Below are 15906 nucleotides of genomic sequence, written 5' to 3'. Positions count from 1 at the left end.
CGACCTTACGCCTTCATCGATATTCAGGGGATTCACCCAATGACCGATATCAATACCAAGCTGGAAGTATTCGACGCGATCGCCAGCCGTCGCAACGAACGTCGTAGCTTCCTCCGCTTCGCCGGCGGTTCCGCGCTCGCCATCGGTGGCGCTTCGCTGTTGTCGGCATGCGGCAGCGACGACGAGGATCTTGCTCCGACGCCGACCCCCGGCCCGACGCCGACCCCGGCGCTGAACGACGCCGACGTCCTCAACTTCGCGCTCAACCTCGAATATCTCGAAGCGCAGTTCTATGCGTTCGCGGCATTCGGCGTCGGCCTTAACGCCAACCTGCTGACCGGTACCGGTACGCAGGGCGCGGTCACCGGCGGCGCGCAGGTGCCGTTCCAGGATGCCGTAGTGCGTGAATATGCCCGCGAGATCGCGATCGACGAAGTCGCGCACGTCGCGTTCCTGCGTCGCGCGCTCGGCAACGCCGCCGTCGCACAGCCCGCGATCAACATCTCGGGCGGTACCGCAGCAGCACCAGGTGCCTTCACCGCGGCGGCGCGTGCGGCCGGCGTCATCCCGGCAACCGGCGTGTTCAATCCCTATGCGGACGACAACAGCTTCCTGCTCGGCGCGTTCATCTTCGAGGACGTCGGCGTCTCGGCCTATAAGGGCGCAGCACCGCTGATCTCGAACCCGACCTATCTCGAGGCGGCAGCGGGCATCCTCGCGGCAGAGGCCTACCATGCCGGTCTCGTCCGCACGGTCCTCTACCGCAAGGGTCTCGACGTCCGGAACCCGACCCCGGCGCTGATCACCGGTGCGAACCAGATCAGCAACGCCCGCGACAGCCTCGATGGCGCGAGCGATATCGATCAGGGCATCACCGGTACCGATGCGACGGTCTCGAACATCGTGCCGACCGATGCCAACGGCCTCGCCTACAGCCGCTCGACCGGCCAGGTGCTCAACATCGTCTATCTCAACAGCGCAGCCGTCGCGATGGGCGGGTTCTTCCCGGCCGGCGTCAACGGCAACATCCGGACCAGCGCCGCGAGCGCATGAGGCCCATCGCCGATTGAACATGAAACCTTGGCCGCGGCGAATACAGGGATCGCCGCGGCCCTTGTTTGGGGAATGACCATGACCAACTTCACGAAGCTCACCATGCTCGCCGGCCTTGCCGCTGCGGGCATTTTTGCCGTTCCGGCCGCCGCGCAGGACATGACCACCGACGAAGATCGTAATCCGTTCTCGGGCGTCTATATCGGTGCGGCCGGTGGCTACGACGTCCAGCCCAACGACATCGGCTCGTCGATCCTGTTCGACCGCAACGGCGACGGCAATTTCAACGACAGCGTGAACACGATCCGCGGCGCTAACGCGTTCTCGCCGGGCTTCTGCAACGGTTCCGCTCGCACCGCGGTGCCCGCCTATGGCTGCCGCAACGATGACGACGGCTGGTCGTATTACGGCCGCGCGGGCTTCGACGTGCAGCGCGGCGCGTTCGTGGTCGGCATCGTCGGCGAATTCGGCAAGTCCGAGATCACCGACAGCGTCGCCGCCTTCTCGACCACGCCCGCCAGCTACACGATGGCACGCAAGCTGAAGTGGGAAGGCTCGGCCCGCCTCCGCGCCGGTCTCGCCGCCAACAAGACCTTGTTCTACGCCACCGGCGGCGCCGGCTATGCCAAGATCGACAATCTGTTCTTCACCACCAACACCGCCAACGCGTTCGCAGCCACCGGCTCGGACAAGCGCTGGGGCTATGTCGGCGGCGGCGGCATCGAGCAGAAGCTGACCAAGAACATCTCGATCGGCATGGAATACACCTATCACCAGTACAAGGACGACGACGCCCGCGTCCTGGTCACCGCCGGCACCGCGCTCGCCGGCAGCCCAGTCCTGCTCGCGAACAACCCGTTCGTCCTCGCCCCCAACACCGCGGGCACCACCTTCCGCCGCAGCGACGAGAACTTCCGCTGGCACTCGCTGCGCGGCACGGTGAACTTCCGGTTCTAAGGCGAAGGGCGGCCTGCACCACCCTGGTGCAGGACTCGCCCAAGCCCGGCCAGCGCAGCAAAACACGCCACAAGGCGTAGCTTTGCTACGACTGACGGCGCGCGGAGTAAGGAAAAGGCCGCTGCCCCAAACCGGGCAGCGGCCTTTTCTCGGTTCAGCAAGCGTGCGCTCGCCGTCAAAAAACCAACATCCACATTGCCACCACCCCGGCGAAGGCCGGGGCCCAATTGGAAAGGTGGACATAATGAAGCACATCGCGTCGTTATCGCCGTCCCCCAATTGGGCCCCGGCCTTCGCCGGGGTGGAGCCTTATCGATCACGCAATGATCACTGAACCTCGCCCCCGCTCAGGACCGGCAAATTCCCCATTGCACCCCACCCCAAGCCCCCTATGCTCACCTCACCCCGGGGGAGCGCTTATCCGCGCTTGAGAGGAAGGCAGGAGCCTTCGACCCGCTGAACCTGATCCGGTTGATACCGGCGGAGGGAGGGAGCGGTCGCCACAGAACCGCAATCCTTGCTCCGAGACCCGTAGGAGCAAGCGCATGGCCATCGATACGCAATCCAAGACTGCAGACATCGGCGTAACCACCGGCCCGATCCGAGGCTCCCGGAAAATCCACGTAGCAGTCCCGACCAGTCCCGACGTCCGCGTAGCCATGCGCGAAATCGTCCTCGACCCAAGTTGCAGCGAACCCCCGTTACGCGTTTACGACACCAGCGGCCCCTACACGGACCCCCGCGCGACAATCGACATCAACGCCGGCCTCCCCCAACTCCGCCGCGCCTGGATCGAAGCCCGAGGCGACGTGGAATCCTACGAAGCCCGAGAACTCCGCCCCGAAGACAACGGCCAGCTAGGCCCCGACCGTTCCGGCGGCGTCCCCCAATTCCCCGCCACCATCAAGCGCCCCCTCCGCGCCAAACCCGGCCACAACGTCAGCCAGATGCACTACGCCCGCCGCGGCATCATCACCCCAGAAATGGAATACGTCGCCACTCGAGAAAATCTCGGCCGCGCCATGCTGAAAGACTACAAGCGCGACGGCGAATCCTTCGGTGCACAGATCCCCGACTTCGTAACCCCCGAATTCGTCCGCGACGAGATCGCCCGTGGCCGCGCGATCATCCCCAACAACATCAACCACCCCGAATCCGAACCGATGGCGATCGGCCGCAACTTCCTCGTCAAGATCAACGCCAACATCGGCAACTCCGCGGTCGCCAGCAACGTCGCCGCCGAAGTCGACAAGCTCGTCTGGTCGATCCGCTGGGGCGCCGACACGGTGATGGACCTCAGCACCGGCCGCAACATCCACGACACCCGCGAATGGATCCTGCGCAACTCGCCGGTCCCGATCGGCACCGTCCCCATCTACCAGGCGCTCGAAAAGGTCGGCGGCGTCGCCGAAGACCTCACCTGGGAGATCTTCCGCGACACGCTCATCGAGCAGGCCGAACAGGGCGTCGATTACTTCACGATCCACGCCGGCGTCCGCCTCGCCTACATTCCGATGACCGCGAAACGCGTCACCGGCATCGTCTCGCGCGGCGGCTCGATCATGGCGAAATGGTGCCTCAGCCACCACAAGGAGAGCTTCCTCTACGAGCGCTTCGACGAGATCACCGAGATCATGAAGGCGTACGACATCGCCTACAGCCTCGGCGACGGCCTGCGCCCCGGCAGCATCGCCGACGCCAACGACGAAGCGCAGTTCAGCGAACTCTACACGCTCGGCGAACTCACCCACCGCGCGTGGAAGAGCGACGTCCAGGTCATGATCGAAGGCCCCGGCCACGTGCCGATGCACAAGATCAAGGAGAACATGGACAAGCAACTCGAAGTGTGTGGAGAGGCACCTTTCTACACCCTAGGGCCGCTCACGACGGACATAGCCCCCGGCTACGACCACATCACCAGCGGCATCGGCGCCGCGATGATCGGCTGGTACGGCACCGCGATGCTCTGCTACGTCACGCCGAAGGAGCACTTGGGCCTCCCCGACCGCGACGACGTGAAGGTCGGCGTAGTAACCTACAAACTAGCCGCCCACGCCGCCGACCTCGCCAAAGGCCACCCCGCCGCCCAGATGCGCGACGACGCCCTCTCCCGCGCCCGCTTCGAGTTCCGCTGGAGAGACCAGTTCAACCTCTCCCTCGACCCCGACACCGCCGAGCAATACCACGACCAGACGCTGCCTGCAGAGGGCGCCAAGACCGCACATTTTTGTAGCATGTGCGGCCCGAAATTCTGCTCGATGAAGATCACTCAGGAAGTCCGGGACTTCGCAGCGAAGCAGAACGCGCCGGCGGATACGTTCTTAGCGGCCGACGTAGATCAAACCGACACAGACCGAGCGATTTTCGCCAAGGGCAGCCATGCCGATGCGGAAAAGGGCATGGCCGACATGAGCGAGCGCTTCCGCGAAAAGGGCAGCGAAATCTACCTGCCAGCGGAGTGACCCATGCGGGGCGCCGAGCTTAAGACCCGGCGTCCCGGTCATAGCGATCATGCCCCCTTAAAGCCGCGTTGCGCAAAACGGTCCGCCATCGAACTGGACATATCTTCATCCCCCGGTCGCCATATCGGAGCAGCTTGATCACGTGCCTGTTCCGGTCGGGGCTATGTTCCAGCTACTGTATCGGTCTGGGGAGCATTCATCCCGCCGAGCAGCGACACGATAACGGAGGGATGGCGACATGGCATTAATCGACAATATTGCGGTCGAAGTGAACGACTTTCAGCGCACACGAATTCAGGCGATCGACGATTTCGATTACTCGAAGGTCAGCATGAAAGTGGCTAACGATCTCGATGGTGTGACGTCGAACTACCTGGCCGCAGGCATCGAAAATCTCAAGATGTACTATGTGGTCGCGCTGCTTGATCCATTAAACGCGCATGCCGTGTCGCGGTCGGTCGATCCGTTCTGGCACGCCCATGTCTTGTTCACGCGCGACTACGGCAAATTCTGTCGTGACGTTTACGACCAATATGTCCACCACGAACCGCTCGACGAAGAGGACACGGGGAAGGTCGAGACGGTCAAGGCACTCTATTCCTACACGCTCACGCAATATGACAGTATTTTCAAATCGGTGGATCGCGATTGGTGGGGAAGTCAAACCCCGCTGGCTTCTCGGCCTATCTGCTTCCACTATCTGATCAGCGATCCGGAAGTGTCGAAGCATGCACTGTTCGAGCGCAATCCGGCCTATCAGGTTCACTGAGGCAGAACGATCATGGGGTGCGTCGAAACCGCATCCCATGATCTCCGTTCCGTGCGATCCCCCCGCGACTCACCGCTTCCGAACGAACTCCGCGCGCAGCACCAGTCCCTTGATCCCCTCGTACCGGCAGTCGATCTCCTGCGCGTCGCCGGTCAGCCGGATCGACTTGATCAGCGTCCCGCGCTTCAAGGTCTGTCCCGCGCCCTTCACGGTCAGATCCTTGATCAGCGTCACCTGGTCGCCGTCCGCGAGCACGTTGCCGACCGAATCCCGCACCACGACCGCGCCGTCGTCCGCCGCAACAGCCGTCGCCGCACCACCCGCAACCCACTCGCCAGTCGCTTCGTCGTACACATATTCGTCGCTCATCGGTCGGTCTCCGGCAGCGCCCAGTCGATCGGAGCGCGCCCATGGGTTTCGAGAAAGTCGTTGGCCCGGCTGAACGGCCGCGATCCGAAGAACCCGGTCCGAGCGGCCAGCGGCGACGGGTGCGCGGACTGGATCACCAGATGCCGCCCGCCCTTGCTCACATCGTCGACGAACGCCGCCTTCTTCTGCGCATACGCCCCCCACAGCAGGAAGACGACCGGTTTGTCCTGCGCGTTCACCGCCGCGATGACGGCGTCGGTAAACCGCTCCCATCCACGCTTCTGGTGCGACGCCGCCTCGCCCATCCGCACGCTCAGCACCGCGTTGAGCAACAGCACGCCCTGCGCCGCCCAATGATCGAGCATGCCGTGGCGCGCACGCGGGATCCCGAGATCCGCCTCCAGCTCCTTGTAGATATTCACCAGGCTAGGCGGCGTCCGCACGCCCTTCCGCACCGAGAAGCTGAGGCCGTGTGCCTGCCCCTCGCCATGATACGGATCCTGCCCCAGGATTACGACCCGCACCTGGTCGAGCGGCGTCAGTTCGAGCGCCCGAAACCGATCCGCGTCGTCGGGAAACACCCGGGCCCCCGCCGCCCGCTCGGCCTCCAGATACGCATCGAGCGCGCGCATGTACGGCGCCTCGAACTCGGCGGCGAGCGACTGCCAGCTTGGCGGGAGCGTATGATAGATCATCCCCGCCGCATGTCGGACAGGGCAGGGCAGTGTCAATTGCCGTTCCTAGTTCCCCCGCGGAGGCGGGGGCCCAGGATCACAAACGATGCCCCCCGTTACCCTGGCCCCCCGCCTCCGCGGGGGAACCGGATCACCAAAGGCTCGCACATCGCGTCCCCCCTCATTATATGCGCCGCCATGACCAGGATCACCGTCGCCGCGCTGCAGCTGGGCTTCACGCCCAACATCGACCGCAACATCGCCAACGTGTCGCGCCTCGTCCACGAGGCCGCCGCGAAAGGTGCGCAGGTCATCCTCCCCCCCGAGCTGTTCGAGGGAGAGTATTTCTGCCGCGTCGAGGACGAGGGCCTCTTCGCCAACGCCGCCCCGGTCGGCGAGCACAAGGCGGTGCTCGCGATGCAGGCGCTCGCCGAGGCGCTCAAGGTGACGATCCCGACCAGCTTCTTCGAGGCGGACGGCCCGCATCATTACAACAGCCTCGCCATGATCGGCCCCGACGGCAACATCCAGGGCGTCTACCGGAAAAGCCACATCCCCGACGGCCCCGGCTACGAGGAGAAGTTCTACTTCCGCCCCGGCAACACTGGCTTCAAGGTTTGGCCCCACCCCGCCGGCAAGCTCGGCGTCGGCGTCTGCTGGGACCAATGGTACCCAGAAACTGCCCGCGCGATGATGCTGATGGGCGCCGAAGTGTTGTTCTACCCGACCGCGATCGGCAGCGAGCCGCACGATACCTCGCTCGACACCGCCCGCCTGTGGCGCCGCGCCATGGTCGGCCACGCGGTCTCGAACGTCGTCCCGATCGTCGCCGCCAACCGCGTCGGTGTCGAGCACGGCCAGACCTTCTACGGCACCAGCTTCATCGCCGACGAGCGCGGCGACATCCTGGCCGAGCTAGGCCGCGACGACGAGGGCGTGATCACCGCGACGATCGACCTCGACATCGTCAAGCGCCACCGCGCCGCCTTCGGCTTCTTCCGCGATCGCCGGCCCGACCTGTACGGCCGCCTGGTCCAGGACATCTGACGCTCCGATCCTCCCCCTGGCGGGGGAGGATTAGAACCAAGCCAGCCCAGCCAACAACGCCCCCACCAGCGCAGCCGCGCCCGCAACCCAAAGGAGCCACCGCCGCCCGGTTAGCGCGGTAATCGACGCCAGCGCGATCGCCACCTGGATCGCGGTCACCGCCAACGCCAGCTTCGTATGCGGCCGCAGCGCCTCGTCCGACTCACCATCCGCCGCCGCCGAGCGCCGATCGAGCGTCTCCGCCTCCCGCTTCAGTGCCGTCCCGCGCGCCTTGTACCGCGCGATATCCGCCCGGTGCGCAGCCATCTGCGTCGCACCGAACCCAGGCGGCGCAAGGTCGACCTCCATCTGCGCGATGTGCCGCTTCAAATCCTCCGCCTGGTAATAGCCCCACGCATCCGACGCCTGCGCCTTGATCAGCACCGCCTCGTTCTTGTGGAGCAACGCCTCGTTCTGCGTATGCCCGCCGAGGAAACTGGTCACCGCCGCCAGCGTCGCCAGGATCGCAGTGAACAGCGCGATCCGCTGGTCGAACGCCTCCCCGCCGGCCGCGCGTTCCTCCGACAGTTGCTCATGCAACCCGCGCACTTCGAAATCATCGTCCATGCGATCTGCTCTGGTCCTCTGGGCGTGACTGGACCCTGATGATCGGGTGACATATTCGTCAGCGCGCCATGATCCGCCCCCGCTCGATATTGCCCGTTCTCGCGATCCTCGTTGGCTGCACGACGCCGTCGGTGAAGACCACCCCACCGAGCGATCATTTCAACGGCACGCGCTTCTTCAACCCCGACGGGGTGCAGGGCAGTACCGGCGAGCAAAAGCAGGGCCCGGTCGCGCTGCTCCGCAATCTCGTAAAGCCCCCCTATCGGAGCTGGCCCAAGGTGCCCGTCACCCCAACGCGCCCGCCCGCCCGCGTCGAAGGCCAGACGATGCGCGTCACCTGGATCGGCCATTCGACCGTGCTGGTACAGACCCAGGGGCTCAACATCCTGACCGATCCGATGTGGCTCGAGCGCTCGTCCCCGGTCCAGTTCGTCGGCGTGAAGCGCGTCCGCGAACCCGGCGTGCGCCTCGCGGACCTGCCGAAGATCGACCTGATCCTGCTCAGCCACGACCACCGCGACCATCTCGACATGCGTGCGATGCGACGGCTCTGGCACCGCGACAAGCCGCTGATCGTGACCGGCCTCGGCAACGACCAGATCCTCGCGCGCAGCGGCGTCCGTGCGGTCGCGCGCGACTGGGGCGGGCGCGTGACGCTACGTCCCGGCATCGACGTGATCGTCGACCGCGCGCATCACTGGAGCGAATACGATCCCGGCGACCGCGACAAGACGTTATGGGCTGGCTTCACCGTGACGCTACCCGGTGGCAACCTGTATTTCGCGGGCGACACCGGGCCGGGCGACATGCGCTGGGCAGCCGAAGCGCGCGCCGCCGGCCCGGTCCGCCTCGCGATCCTGCCGATCGGCGCGTATCATTTCGCAGGACAAGAGACCGACAACCACATCGGCCCGGACCAGGCGGTGACCGCGTTCGAACAGCTCGGCGCGGCGTACGCGATTGGTGTCCACTGGGGCACGTTCGAACTGACGTCAGAGGGTATCAACGAACCGCCCGAGCACCTCCGCGCGGCGCTGATTTGCGAACACATCCCGATCAACCGCTTCCGCACCCCAGAGGCCGGCGAGGCCTGGGTGATCAAGTAAAAGCGCTGCCAACCCACGCCGTCATCCTGACGAAAGTCAGGATCCAGAGCCAACCAGCGCCGTGTACTGTTATCCTGGATCCTGACTTTCGTCAGGATGACGGAGACGGCTTCAGACCGCCCCGCGCAACTCCAGCGCCCGCTTGAACACCGCGTCGAACATCTCCGCCGTCAGTACGCCCGTATTCACGTTGTACCGCGAGCAATGGAAGCTATCGATCAGGATGCGGCCATCGGGCATCACATGCTCCGCGCCATGTGCGAACCGCGCCTTGGGCAACCGACCGCCGAGCATCTTCACCGCCGACTGATGCGCGATATGCCCCAGTGCCACGAACACCCGCGCGGTCGGCACCGCATCCGCCTGTGTCTCGAGGAACGGCCGGCAGGTGCGGATTTCCTCCGGCGTCGGCTTGTTCTCGGGCGGCAGGCATTTCACGGCGTTGAGGATGATCGCGCCGTCCAGCGCCAGCCCGTCCTCGGCCTTCGCGCCATACGTCCCGGTCGCGAGCCCGAACCGCCCAAGCGTCTCGTACAGGAACTGCCCCGAATAATCGCCGGTGAACGCGCGGCCCGTGCGGTTCGCGCCGTGCTTCCCCGGCGCGAGGCCGATGATGCCGAGCCACGCGGCCGGATCGCCGAACGCAGGGACCGGCGCGTTCCACCAGGTCGGGAACTCGGTCCGCAACTGCTCGCGCACGCCGACGAGGCGCGGGCAGAGCGGGCAGTCATGCGGCGGCTCGGTCTCGGGCAGCGCGGAGACAGGTACGAAGACCGTCGTGACGTCGATCTCGCCGGTCTCGTCGACGGTTTCGGAAAGCTCGGAGGTGTAAGGTGTGGAATCCATGGGATTGCGCTAGGCGGACCAAATGTCGCCTGCAACCCCGCTCCCACCGATCGCGCAGGCCGCAACCACCTACGCGATCGCGCTCGGCTCCAACCGCCGCGGCCGTCACGGGAGCCCCGAGCGCGAGATCACCTCCGCGCTGGAAGCCCTCGGCAACGTCGTCGCACGGTCGCCGACCGTCGCCAGCGCACCGCTAGGCCCCTCGAACCGCCGCTACGCCAACGCCGTCGCGCTGATCGAAACGCAGGAGGACCCCGCCGCGCTGCTGGTCCGCCTCAAACGGATCGAGCGCGCGTTCGGCCGTCGCCCCGGCCGCCGCTGGGGCAGCCGCGTCATCGACCTCGACATCGTACTCTGGTCCGGCGGCGCGTGGTCGTCACGCGGGCTCACCGTTCCCCACGCCGCGTTCCGCACGCGCAGCTTCGTCCTCGGCCCCCTGGCCAGCCTGATTCCGCAATGGCGCGATCCGCTGACCGGACGAACGATACGGCAATTGGCGCAATCGGTTGACCGAAAGCGGCCACGCGATTAGGTGCGCGGTCCACGATGGCGGGGGTCCGTAGCTCAGTTGGTAGAGCAAGCGACTTTTAATCGAGAGGTCCCGGGTTCGAGCCCCGGCGGACCCACCATCGATGCCTCGGGCGTTGCGCCGAGCAGCCGGCGGCATGTCCCGGCGATTCTCGCGGGCGCATCGGTCGCGGCCGTCGGCATCATCTTCATCCTGCTGGTCGGTCTCGCGGTCGATCATTGGCCGTTCGCGTTCGATCGCGCGATCATCCTCGGCCTGCGCGCCTGGCACGGGCCGTCCTGGCTGCCGAACGTCGCGATCGACGTCACCGCGCTGGGCGGCGGCATCGTGCTGACGATCGTGGTGGTCGTCGTCACCGGTCTGCTGATCGTCCAGCGGCTATGGCTGACCGCACTGGCGACGCTGGCCGCCAGCATCACCGGCGGACTGATCGTCGATTTCGTCAAGGCGCAGGTCAACCGCCCGCGCCCCAACATCGTCGAGCACCTCGTCACCGTCTCGAACATGAGCTTCCCCAGCGGGCATTCGGCGAACAGCGCGATCGTGTATCTCACGCTCGCCGGGCTCGCGTCGCAGGTCACCGAACACCGCGCGACCCGGCGCTATCTTCTGATCGTCGCGATCCTGCTGGTCGGCGCGATCGGCTGCAGCCGCGTGTATCTCGGCGTCCACTGGCCGAGCGACGTGCTGGCCGGGTGGAGCTTCGGCACGCTCTGGGCGCTCGCCTGGTGGCTCGCCACCGCCCGCGCCCGTCGTGCGATCGGCGGCGAGCGCCACGCGTTCGGCACCCCGCCCGCCGATCCGGCCTCCTAGCGGCCCTTCTCCGCCAGCGCGCGCTCCCACGCTAGCGCATCGCGAACGATGCCGTCGAGATCGGCATGGCGCGGCGTCCAGTCGAGCGTCTCGAGGATAGCGCGATTGTCCGAGATCAGCATCGCCGGATCGCCTGCGCGACGCCCTTCGAGGCGACGCTCGATCGTCCGATTGGTAACCTTGTCGACCGCGTCGAGCACCTCGAGCACCGAGAAGCCCTTGCCATAGCCCGCGTTGAGCGTGTGGCTCTTGCCGGGGTCGGCGACCAGGACTTCCAGCGCGGCGACATGCGCGGCGGCGAGGTCGGTGACGTGGATGTAATCGCGCACGCCGGTGCCGTCTGGCGTGGCGAAGTCGGTCCCGTAGACGCCGACATGACCGCGCTTGCCAGTCGCGGCCTCGACCGCGATCTTGATCAGGTGCGTCGCGCCGACCGTCGACTGGCCGCTGCGTCCCTGCGGATCCGCACCCGCGACGTTGAAGTAGCGCAGCGCGGCATAGTTCATCGGATGCGCCGCGGCGACGTCGCGCAGCATCGCCTCGGTCATCAGCTTGGACATGCCGTACGGGTTGATCGGCACGGTCGGATCACCTTCCGCGACGGGCACCTTCTCGGGCGTGCCATAGGTCGCCGCGGTCGACGAAAAGATGAAGTGCGGCACGCCCTCGACGACCGCGCTCTCGATCAGCGCACGGCTGGCGGCGGTGTTGTTGCGGTAATATTTGAGCGGATCGCTGACCGACTCGGGGACGACGACCGAGCCCGCGAAATGCATGATCGCCTTGACGTCATGCTCGCGGATCGCCGCGCGGACCTTCGCATCGTCAGCGACGTTCGCCTCGACCAAAGTAGCACGCGGATCGACCGCCCAGTCGAACCCGGTGACCAGATTGTCGAGCACGACGACGTCATATCCGGCATCCAGCAACGCCAGCACGGCATGGCTGCCGATATAGCCGGCGCCTCCGGTGACCATCACCTTGCCGTCGAGTTTCAGACCATCGATCATATGTGTCTCCTCTTTGTTGCGGGGTAGCGACTTCCTACATTGGTAGAAAGGAGATCGTTATGACGGATTATGTGACGCTGGCCGGCGGCTGCTTCTGGTGCACCGAGGCTGTGTTCAAGGACGTGATCGGCGTCGAGTCGGCCGAGAGCGGGTATATCGGCGGGCATGTCCCTGATCCGACGTACAAACAGGTTTGCGGCGGCGACACCGGCCATGCCGAGGCGATCCGCATCGGCTTCGATCCGGAGCAACTGAAGCTCGGCGATCTGCTCGATATCTTTTTTGCGACGCACGATGCGACGACGCTGAACCGGCAGGGCAACGACGTGGGGACTCAGTACCGCTCGGCGATGTTCCCCGCGGACGATGCACAGAAGGCCGAGATGGAGGCGGCGTTGCAGCGCGCGCAGGCGGACTCGCCGAAGCCTATCGTGACCACCATCGAGCCGATGGACACGTGGTACGAGGCCGAGGGCTATCACCAGGATTACTGGGAAACCTCGGGCCGCTCGAACCCGTATTGCATGGCGGTGATCCCGCCGAAGCTGCAGAAGCTGCGCAAGAGCTTCGCCGCACGGTCGAAGGCGGCGGTGAACGCTTAAGATCGGACCAATGCTGTTCCCCCGCGGAAGCGGGGGCCCAGCTAAATGCCGTCATCCGACCTGACTCCTGGACCCCTGCGTGCGCAGGGGAACGGACTATCGATGTGCGGCACGGCGCAAGCGGTCGTTGATCGCTTCACCAATGCCTTCAGATGGGATCGGCGCGATGGCGATCGTTGGACATTCGTTCGCATCGGCAGCGTGAAGCAGATCGAACAGCCTCGCCGCGGCTTCTATGGGATCGCCGGATGCAGAGAGCGTCACGTCGCCCACGACTTCGCCGAACCCGATAAGCCATTCGTCCGGAGCCGCTTCCGTCGCATTCAACCTAAGCGCCTTGTTCGGCGCATAGTGGCTCTCAAGCTGCCCCGGCGCTGTCACCGCACCCTCACGCCCCCCCGGCGAAGGCCGGGGCCCAGTTGGGGGCCTGTCATGATCGGCGTTGCGCGTAGTTACTTCCGACGTTCCGACTGGGCCCCGGCCTTCGCCGGGGTGGTGTTGGAGTTGGGCTAGCATCATTTCCGCAGTCACCGGCCCCGGCCGCAGCACCGTCCGGCCCGCCACGATCGTCGACTCCAACCCCGCCTCGGTCGCCCCGTCGTCGATGATGAGAGGCACATTCCCCCCCAGACTCCCCGCCACATGCGCAGCGCTCGTCGGACTGATCCCCCCGCTAGCATTGGCCGAAGGTGCCGCCAAAGGCCGACTCGATGCGGCGATCAACCCCTGCATAGCCCGATGTCGCGGCACCCGGATCGCGATCGTATCCAACCCCGCCGTCACCAGCGAAGCGATCCCCGAATCCCCCCGCACCGGCAGCACCAGCGTCAAAGGCCCCGGCCAGAACGCCTTGGCCAGCGCCCGAGCCTCCGCATCGAACACCGCGATCCGCTCCGCCGCCGCCAGATCCGCCACATGCACGATCAGTGGATTGAAACTCGGGCGCCCCTTGGCCGCGTAAATCCGCGCCACCGCCTCCGCATTGGTCGCGTCCGCAGCCAGCCCGTACACCGTCTCGGTCGGCACGGCGACGATGCACCCTGCGCGAATCAGTGCGGCGGCCTGCGCCAGCGCGGCCGTTCCGTAGCGGCGGATTTGTGGGTGTGGACGGAGCATTTCCGAGGCGTATAGCGGGTCCAAACCGTAGCGATAAGAGGATGCGATGGCCTTCACTCCAGCAACCACCGAACAGCGTTTCGTGCTCGACCATGTCGTGCGGATCGGCGAGATCGCCGCGACCGAACGCTATGCCGCCGCCAGCGACGACGTCGTCGACGCGGTCCTCGAAGGCGTCGGGCAGTTGGCGTCGGGCGAGTGGGCGCCGCTCAACCGCACCGGCGATACCGTCGGTGCGAAGTGGACTCCCGACGGCGTCGTCATGCCCGATGGTTTCGCGCAGGCGTACAAGGATTACGTCGAGGGCGGCTGGGGCGGAATCGGCGTCGAGGAGGAATGGGGCGGGCAGGGCCTGCCGTTCGCGATCCAGACCGCAGTGCTCGACACATTGGGCTCCGCCAACATGGGCTTCGCGCTCTGTCCGACGCTGACCGTCGGCGCGATCGAGGCGCTCCAGCATCACGGCAGCCCCGAGCAGCAGGCGCTGTATTTGCCGCATCTCGCGACCGGAGAATGGACCGGTACGATGAACCTGACCGAGCCGCAGGCCGGCTCCGACGTCGGCGCATTGCGCGCGACCGCCACGCCGCTGGGCGACGGCAAATGGAGCATCAAGGGCACCAAGATCTACATCTCGTTCGGCGATCACGACATGGCGCCGAACATCGTCCACCTCGTCCTCGCTCGGACCCCCGGCGCCCCCGCTGGTACGAAGGGCATCTCGCTGTTCCTCGTCCCCAAATTCCGCCTTCAGGAAGATGGCACGCCGGGCGACTTCAACGACGTCCGCGTCGTTTCGATCGAGCACAAGATGGGCCTCCACGCCTCGCCCACCTGCGTGCTGAGCTTCGGCGACAACGACGACTGCATCGGCGAGTTGATCGGCGCGGAACTCGGCGGCATCCGCGCGATGTTCACGATGATGAACAACGCGCGCCTTAACGTCGGCCTCCAGGGCGTCCAGGTCGCCGAGGGCGCGACGCAGGGCGCGGTCGCCTACGCACTCGACCGCGTGCAGTCGGCGCGCGCCGGCTCGCCGAACAAGGATTCGGTCAAGATCGTCGAGCATCCCGACGTCCGCCGCATGCTGATGCGGATGAAGGCACAGACCCAGGCGGCGCGCGCGCTCGTCTACTACGCGGCAGGGCAGGTCGACCGCGCCAACCTCGGCGACCGCGCCGCGCGCAACCGCCTCGAGCTCGTCACGCCGCTCGCCAAGGCGCACGGCACCGATCTCGGTAACGAAGTCGCCTCGCTCGGCATCCAGGTCCATGGCGGCATGGGTTATGTCGAGGAAACCGGCGCCGCGCAGTATTTCCGCGATGCCCGCATCACGCCGATCTACGAAGGCACGAACGGCATCCAGGCGGCGGACCTCGTCGGGCGCAAACTCGGCCTCGACAATGGCGGCGCGTTCGCCACGCTGATCGCCGACATCCGTGCGGAAGCGAAGGACGAGCGACTTTTGGCGCTGGTCGACGCGTGCGAAGCGATCGGTCGTAAGCTCGCCACCGCGGATGCAGACGACAAGCTCGCCGCAAGCTATCCGTTCCTGACGATGCTGTCGGTCGCGACCTGCGGCTGGTTGATGGAGCGCCAGGGCAGCGTCGCGGGCAGCGACGATTTCGGCCGGATGAAGACCGCGGCGGTGCGCTTCTACCTCGACCAGATCGTCCCCGAGGCGATGGGCCTCAACGCCGCCGCGAACGCGAGCGCGGCGGTACTCTACTCGATCGAAGCGGACCTGTTCGCGGCCTGATCTCGCCCCAATCCCCGTCATTCTGACGAAAGTCAGGATCCAGAGCCAAGCACGTTAGGCCCTTTGGCTCTGGATCCTGGGTCGAGCCCAGGATGACGAAATTTGAATGCCGGCCTCCTGCCCATTCGTGCAAACGCGCCGTCCCCCCTTGATCCTCCCCCGCAAGGGGGAGGTGGCACCGAAGGTGA

17 protein-coding genes, 1 tRNA gene and 1 riboswitch are annotated in these 15906 nt (G+C 65.9%); of the genes, 11 read left to right on the top strand and 7 right to left on the bottom strand.

Annotated elements, in window-relative coordinates; all coding sequences use genetic code 11:
• Positions 1–39 precede the first annotated feature (39 nt).
• The 4 genes from IFT67_RS12095 (at position 40) to IFT67_RS12080 (ending at position 5241) form a co-directional block, all read left to right on the top strand.
• Complete coding sequence (locus IFT67_RS12095; RefSeq protein ID WP_192238496.1) at positions 40–1053, top strand: ferritin-like domain-containing protein; 1014 nt, start codon at positions 40–42, stop codon at positions 1051–1053.
• Positions 1054–1131: 78 nt separating this feature from the next.
• Positions 1132–2010, top strand: a complete 879-nt coding sequence (locus tag IFT67_RS12090; protein WP_244647343.1) for an outer membrane protein — start codon at positions 1132–1134, stop codon at positions 2008–2010.
• A 397-nt stretch (positions 2011–2407) separates the two neighbouring features.
• A riboswitch (TPP riboswitch) is annotated at positions 2408–2516 on the top strand.
• A 39-nt stretch (positions 2517–2555) separates the two neighbouring features.
• The gene (gene thiC / locus IFT67_RS12085; protein ID WP_192238495.1) at positions 2556–4472 is read left to right on the top strand and encodes a phosphomethylpyrimidine synthase ThiC; all 1917 of its coding nucleotides are present in this window, start codon (positions 2556–2558) and stop codon (positions 4470–4472) included.
• 238 nt (positions 4473–4710) lie between these two features.
• Positions 4711–5241 (top strand): UCP032817 domain-containing protein, encoded by a 531-nt coding sequence (locus IFT67_RS12080; protein ID WP_107964170.1) that lies wholly within the window; start codon positions 4711–4713, stop codon positions 5239–5241.
• A 69-nt stretch (positions 5242–5310) separates the two neighbouring features.
• On the opposite strand, the gene IFT67_RS12075 is transcribed toward IFT67_RS12080, so the two are convergent.
• Positions 5311–5610, bottom strand: coding sequence for an alkylphosphonate utilization protein (locus tag IFT67_RS12075; protein ID WP_093398329.1), 300 nt, complete (start codon positions 5608–5610; stop codon positions 5311–5313).
• Positions 5607–6305, bottom strand: a complete 699-nt coding sequence (ung, locus tag IFT67_RS12070) for a uracil-DNA glycosylase (RefSeq protein WP_192238494.1) — start codon at positions 6303–6305, stop codon at positions 5607–5609. Before ung ends, IFT67_RS12075 begins: the two co-directional genes overlap by 4 nt.
• A gap of 177 nt (positions 6306–6482) precedes the next feature.
• Here ung and aguB point away from each other — a divergent pair, with 177 nt between their 5' ends.
• Positions 6483–7331 (top strand): N-carbamoylputrescine amidase, encoded by an 849-nt coding sequence (gene aguB, locus IFT67_RS12065; protein WP_192238493.1) that lies wholly within the window; start codon positions 6483–6485, stop codon positions 7329–7331.
• Positions 7332–7361: 30 nt separating this feature from the next.
• Here aguB and IFT67_RS12060 read toward each other — a convergent pair whose 3' ends face one another.
• Positions 7362–7937 carry a DUF4337 domain-containing protein gene (locus IFT67_RS12060; protein WP_192238492.1) on the bottom strand — a complete coding sequence of 192 codons (576 nt, stop codon included), beginning with the start codon at positions 7935–7937 and terminating at the stop codon, positions 7362–7364.
• A 68-nt stretch (positions 7938–8005) separates the two neighbouring features.
• Between IFT67_RS12060 and IFT67_RS12055 the strand changes: the two genes are divergently transcribed.
• Entirely contained in the window at positions 8006–9043 is a 1038-nt protein-coding gene (locus tag IFT67_RS12055) for an MBL fold metallo-hydrolase (RefSeq protein ID WP_192238491.1), read from the top strand.
• Positions 9044–9154: 111 nt separating this feature from the next.
• Here IFT67_RS12055 and IFT67_RS12050 read toward each other — a convergent pair whose 3' ends face one another.
• A complete protein-coding gene (locus IFT67_RS12050) occupies positions 9155–9889 on the bottom strand; it encodes a uracil-DNA glycosylase (protein ID WP_192238490.1) in 735 nt (244 codons plus the stop codon).
• 22 nt (positions 9890–9911) lie between these two features.
• On the opposite strand from IFT67_RS12050, the gene folK reads away from it, so the two are divergent.
• Complete coding sequence (gene folK / locus IFT67_RS12045; protein WP_192238489.1) at positions 9912–10421, top strand: 2-amino-4-hydroxy-6-hydroxymethyldihydropteridine diphosphokinase; 510 nt, start codon at positions 9912–9914, stop codon at positions 10419–10421.
• Positions 10422–10442: 21 nt separating this feature from the next.
• Positions 10443–10518, top strand: a tRNA-Lys gene (locus tag IFT67_RS12040).
• A gap of 115 nt (positions 10519–10633) precedes the next feature.
• Here IFT67_RS12040 and IFT67_RS12035 read toward each other — a convergent pair.
• Positions 10634–10774, bottom strand: coding sequence for a hypothetical protein (locus tag IFT67_RS12035; RefSeq protein ID WP_192238488.1), 141 nt, complete (start codon positions 10772–10774; stop codon positions 10634–10636).
• On the opposite strand from IFT67_RS12035, the gene IFT67_RS12030 reads away from it, so the two are divergent.
• Positions 10746–11231, top strand: coding sequence for a phosphatase PAP2 family protein (locus tag IFT67_RS12030; RefSeq protein ID WP_192238487.1), 486 nt, complete (start codon positions 10746–10748; stop codon positions 11229–11231). The two genes, IFT67_RS12035 and IFT67_RS12030, sit on opposite strands and share 29 nt — an antisense overlap.
• Here the strand turns inward: IFT67_RS12030 and galE are convergent.
• Positions 11228–12241 (bottom strand): UDP-glucose 4-epimerase GalE, encoded by a 1014-nt coding sequence (gene galE, locus IFT67_RS12025; protein ID WP_244647342.1) that lies wholly within the window; start codon positions 12239–12241, stop codon positions 11228–11230. The two genes, IFT67_RS12030 and galE, sit on opposite strands and share 4 nt — an antisense overlap.
• Positions 12242–12300: 59 nt before the next feature.
• On the opposite strand from galE, the gene msrA reads away from it, so the two are divergent.
• The gene (gene msrA / locus IFT67_RS12020; protein ID WP_192238486.1) at positions 12301–12843 is read left to right on the top strand and encodes a peptide-methionine (S)-S-oxide reductase MsrA; all 543 of its coding nucleotides are present in this window, start codon (positions 12301–12303) and stop codon (positions 12841–12843) included.
• Positions 12844–12939: 96 nt separating this feature from the next.
• Here msrA and IFT67_RS12015 read toward each other — a convergent pair whose 3' ends face one another.
• The gene (locus IFT67_RS12015) at positions 12940–13959 is read right to left on the bottom strand and encodes an L-threonylcarbamoyladenylate synthase (protein ID WP_192238485.1); all 1020 of its coding nucleotides are present in this window, start codon (positions 13957–13959) and stop codon (positions 12940–12942) included.
• Positions 13960–14005: 46 nt separating this feature from the next.
• On the opposite strand from IFT67_RS12015, the gene IFT67_RS12010 reads away from it, so the two are divergent.
• Positions 14006–15718 carry an acyl-CoA dehydrogenase family protein gene (locus IFT67_RS12010; RefSeq protein ID WP_192238484.1) on the top strand — a complete coding sequence of 571 codons (1713 nt, stop codon included), beginning with the start codon at positions 14006–14008 and terminating at the stop codon, positions 15716–15718.
• The last annotated feature ends 188 nt before the right edge of the window (positions 15719–15906 follow it).

Origin of the sequence: Sphingomonas sp. CFBP 13728 (genome assembly GCF_014841895.1) — a bacterium.
Lineage (GTDB): Bacteria > Pseudomonadota > Alphaproteobacteria > Sphingomonadales > Sphingomonadaceae > Sphingomonas.
Note: the sequence above shows the minus strand (reverse complement) of the source record. Positions and strands in the feature narration are given on the sequence as shown.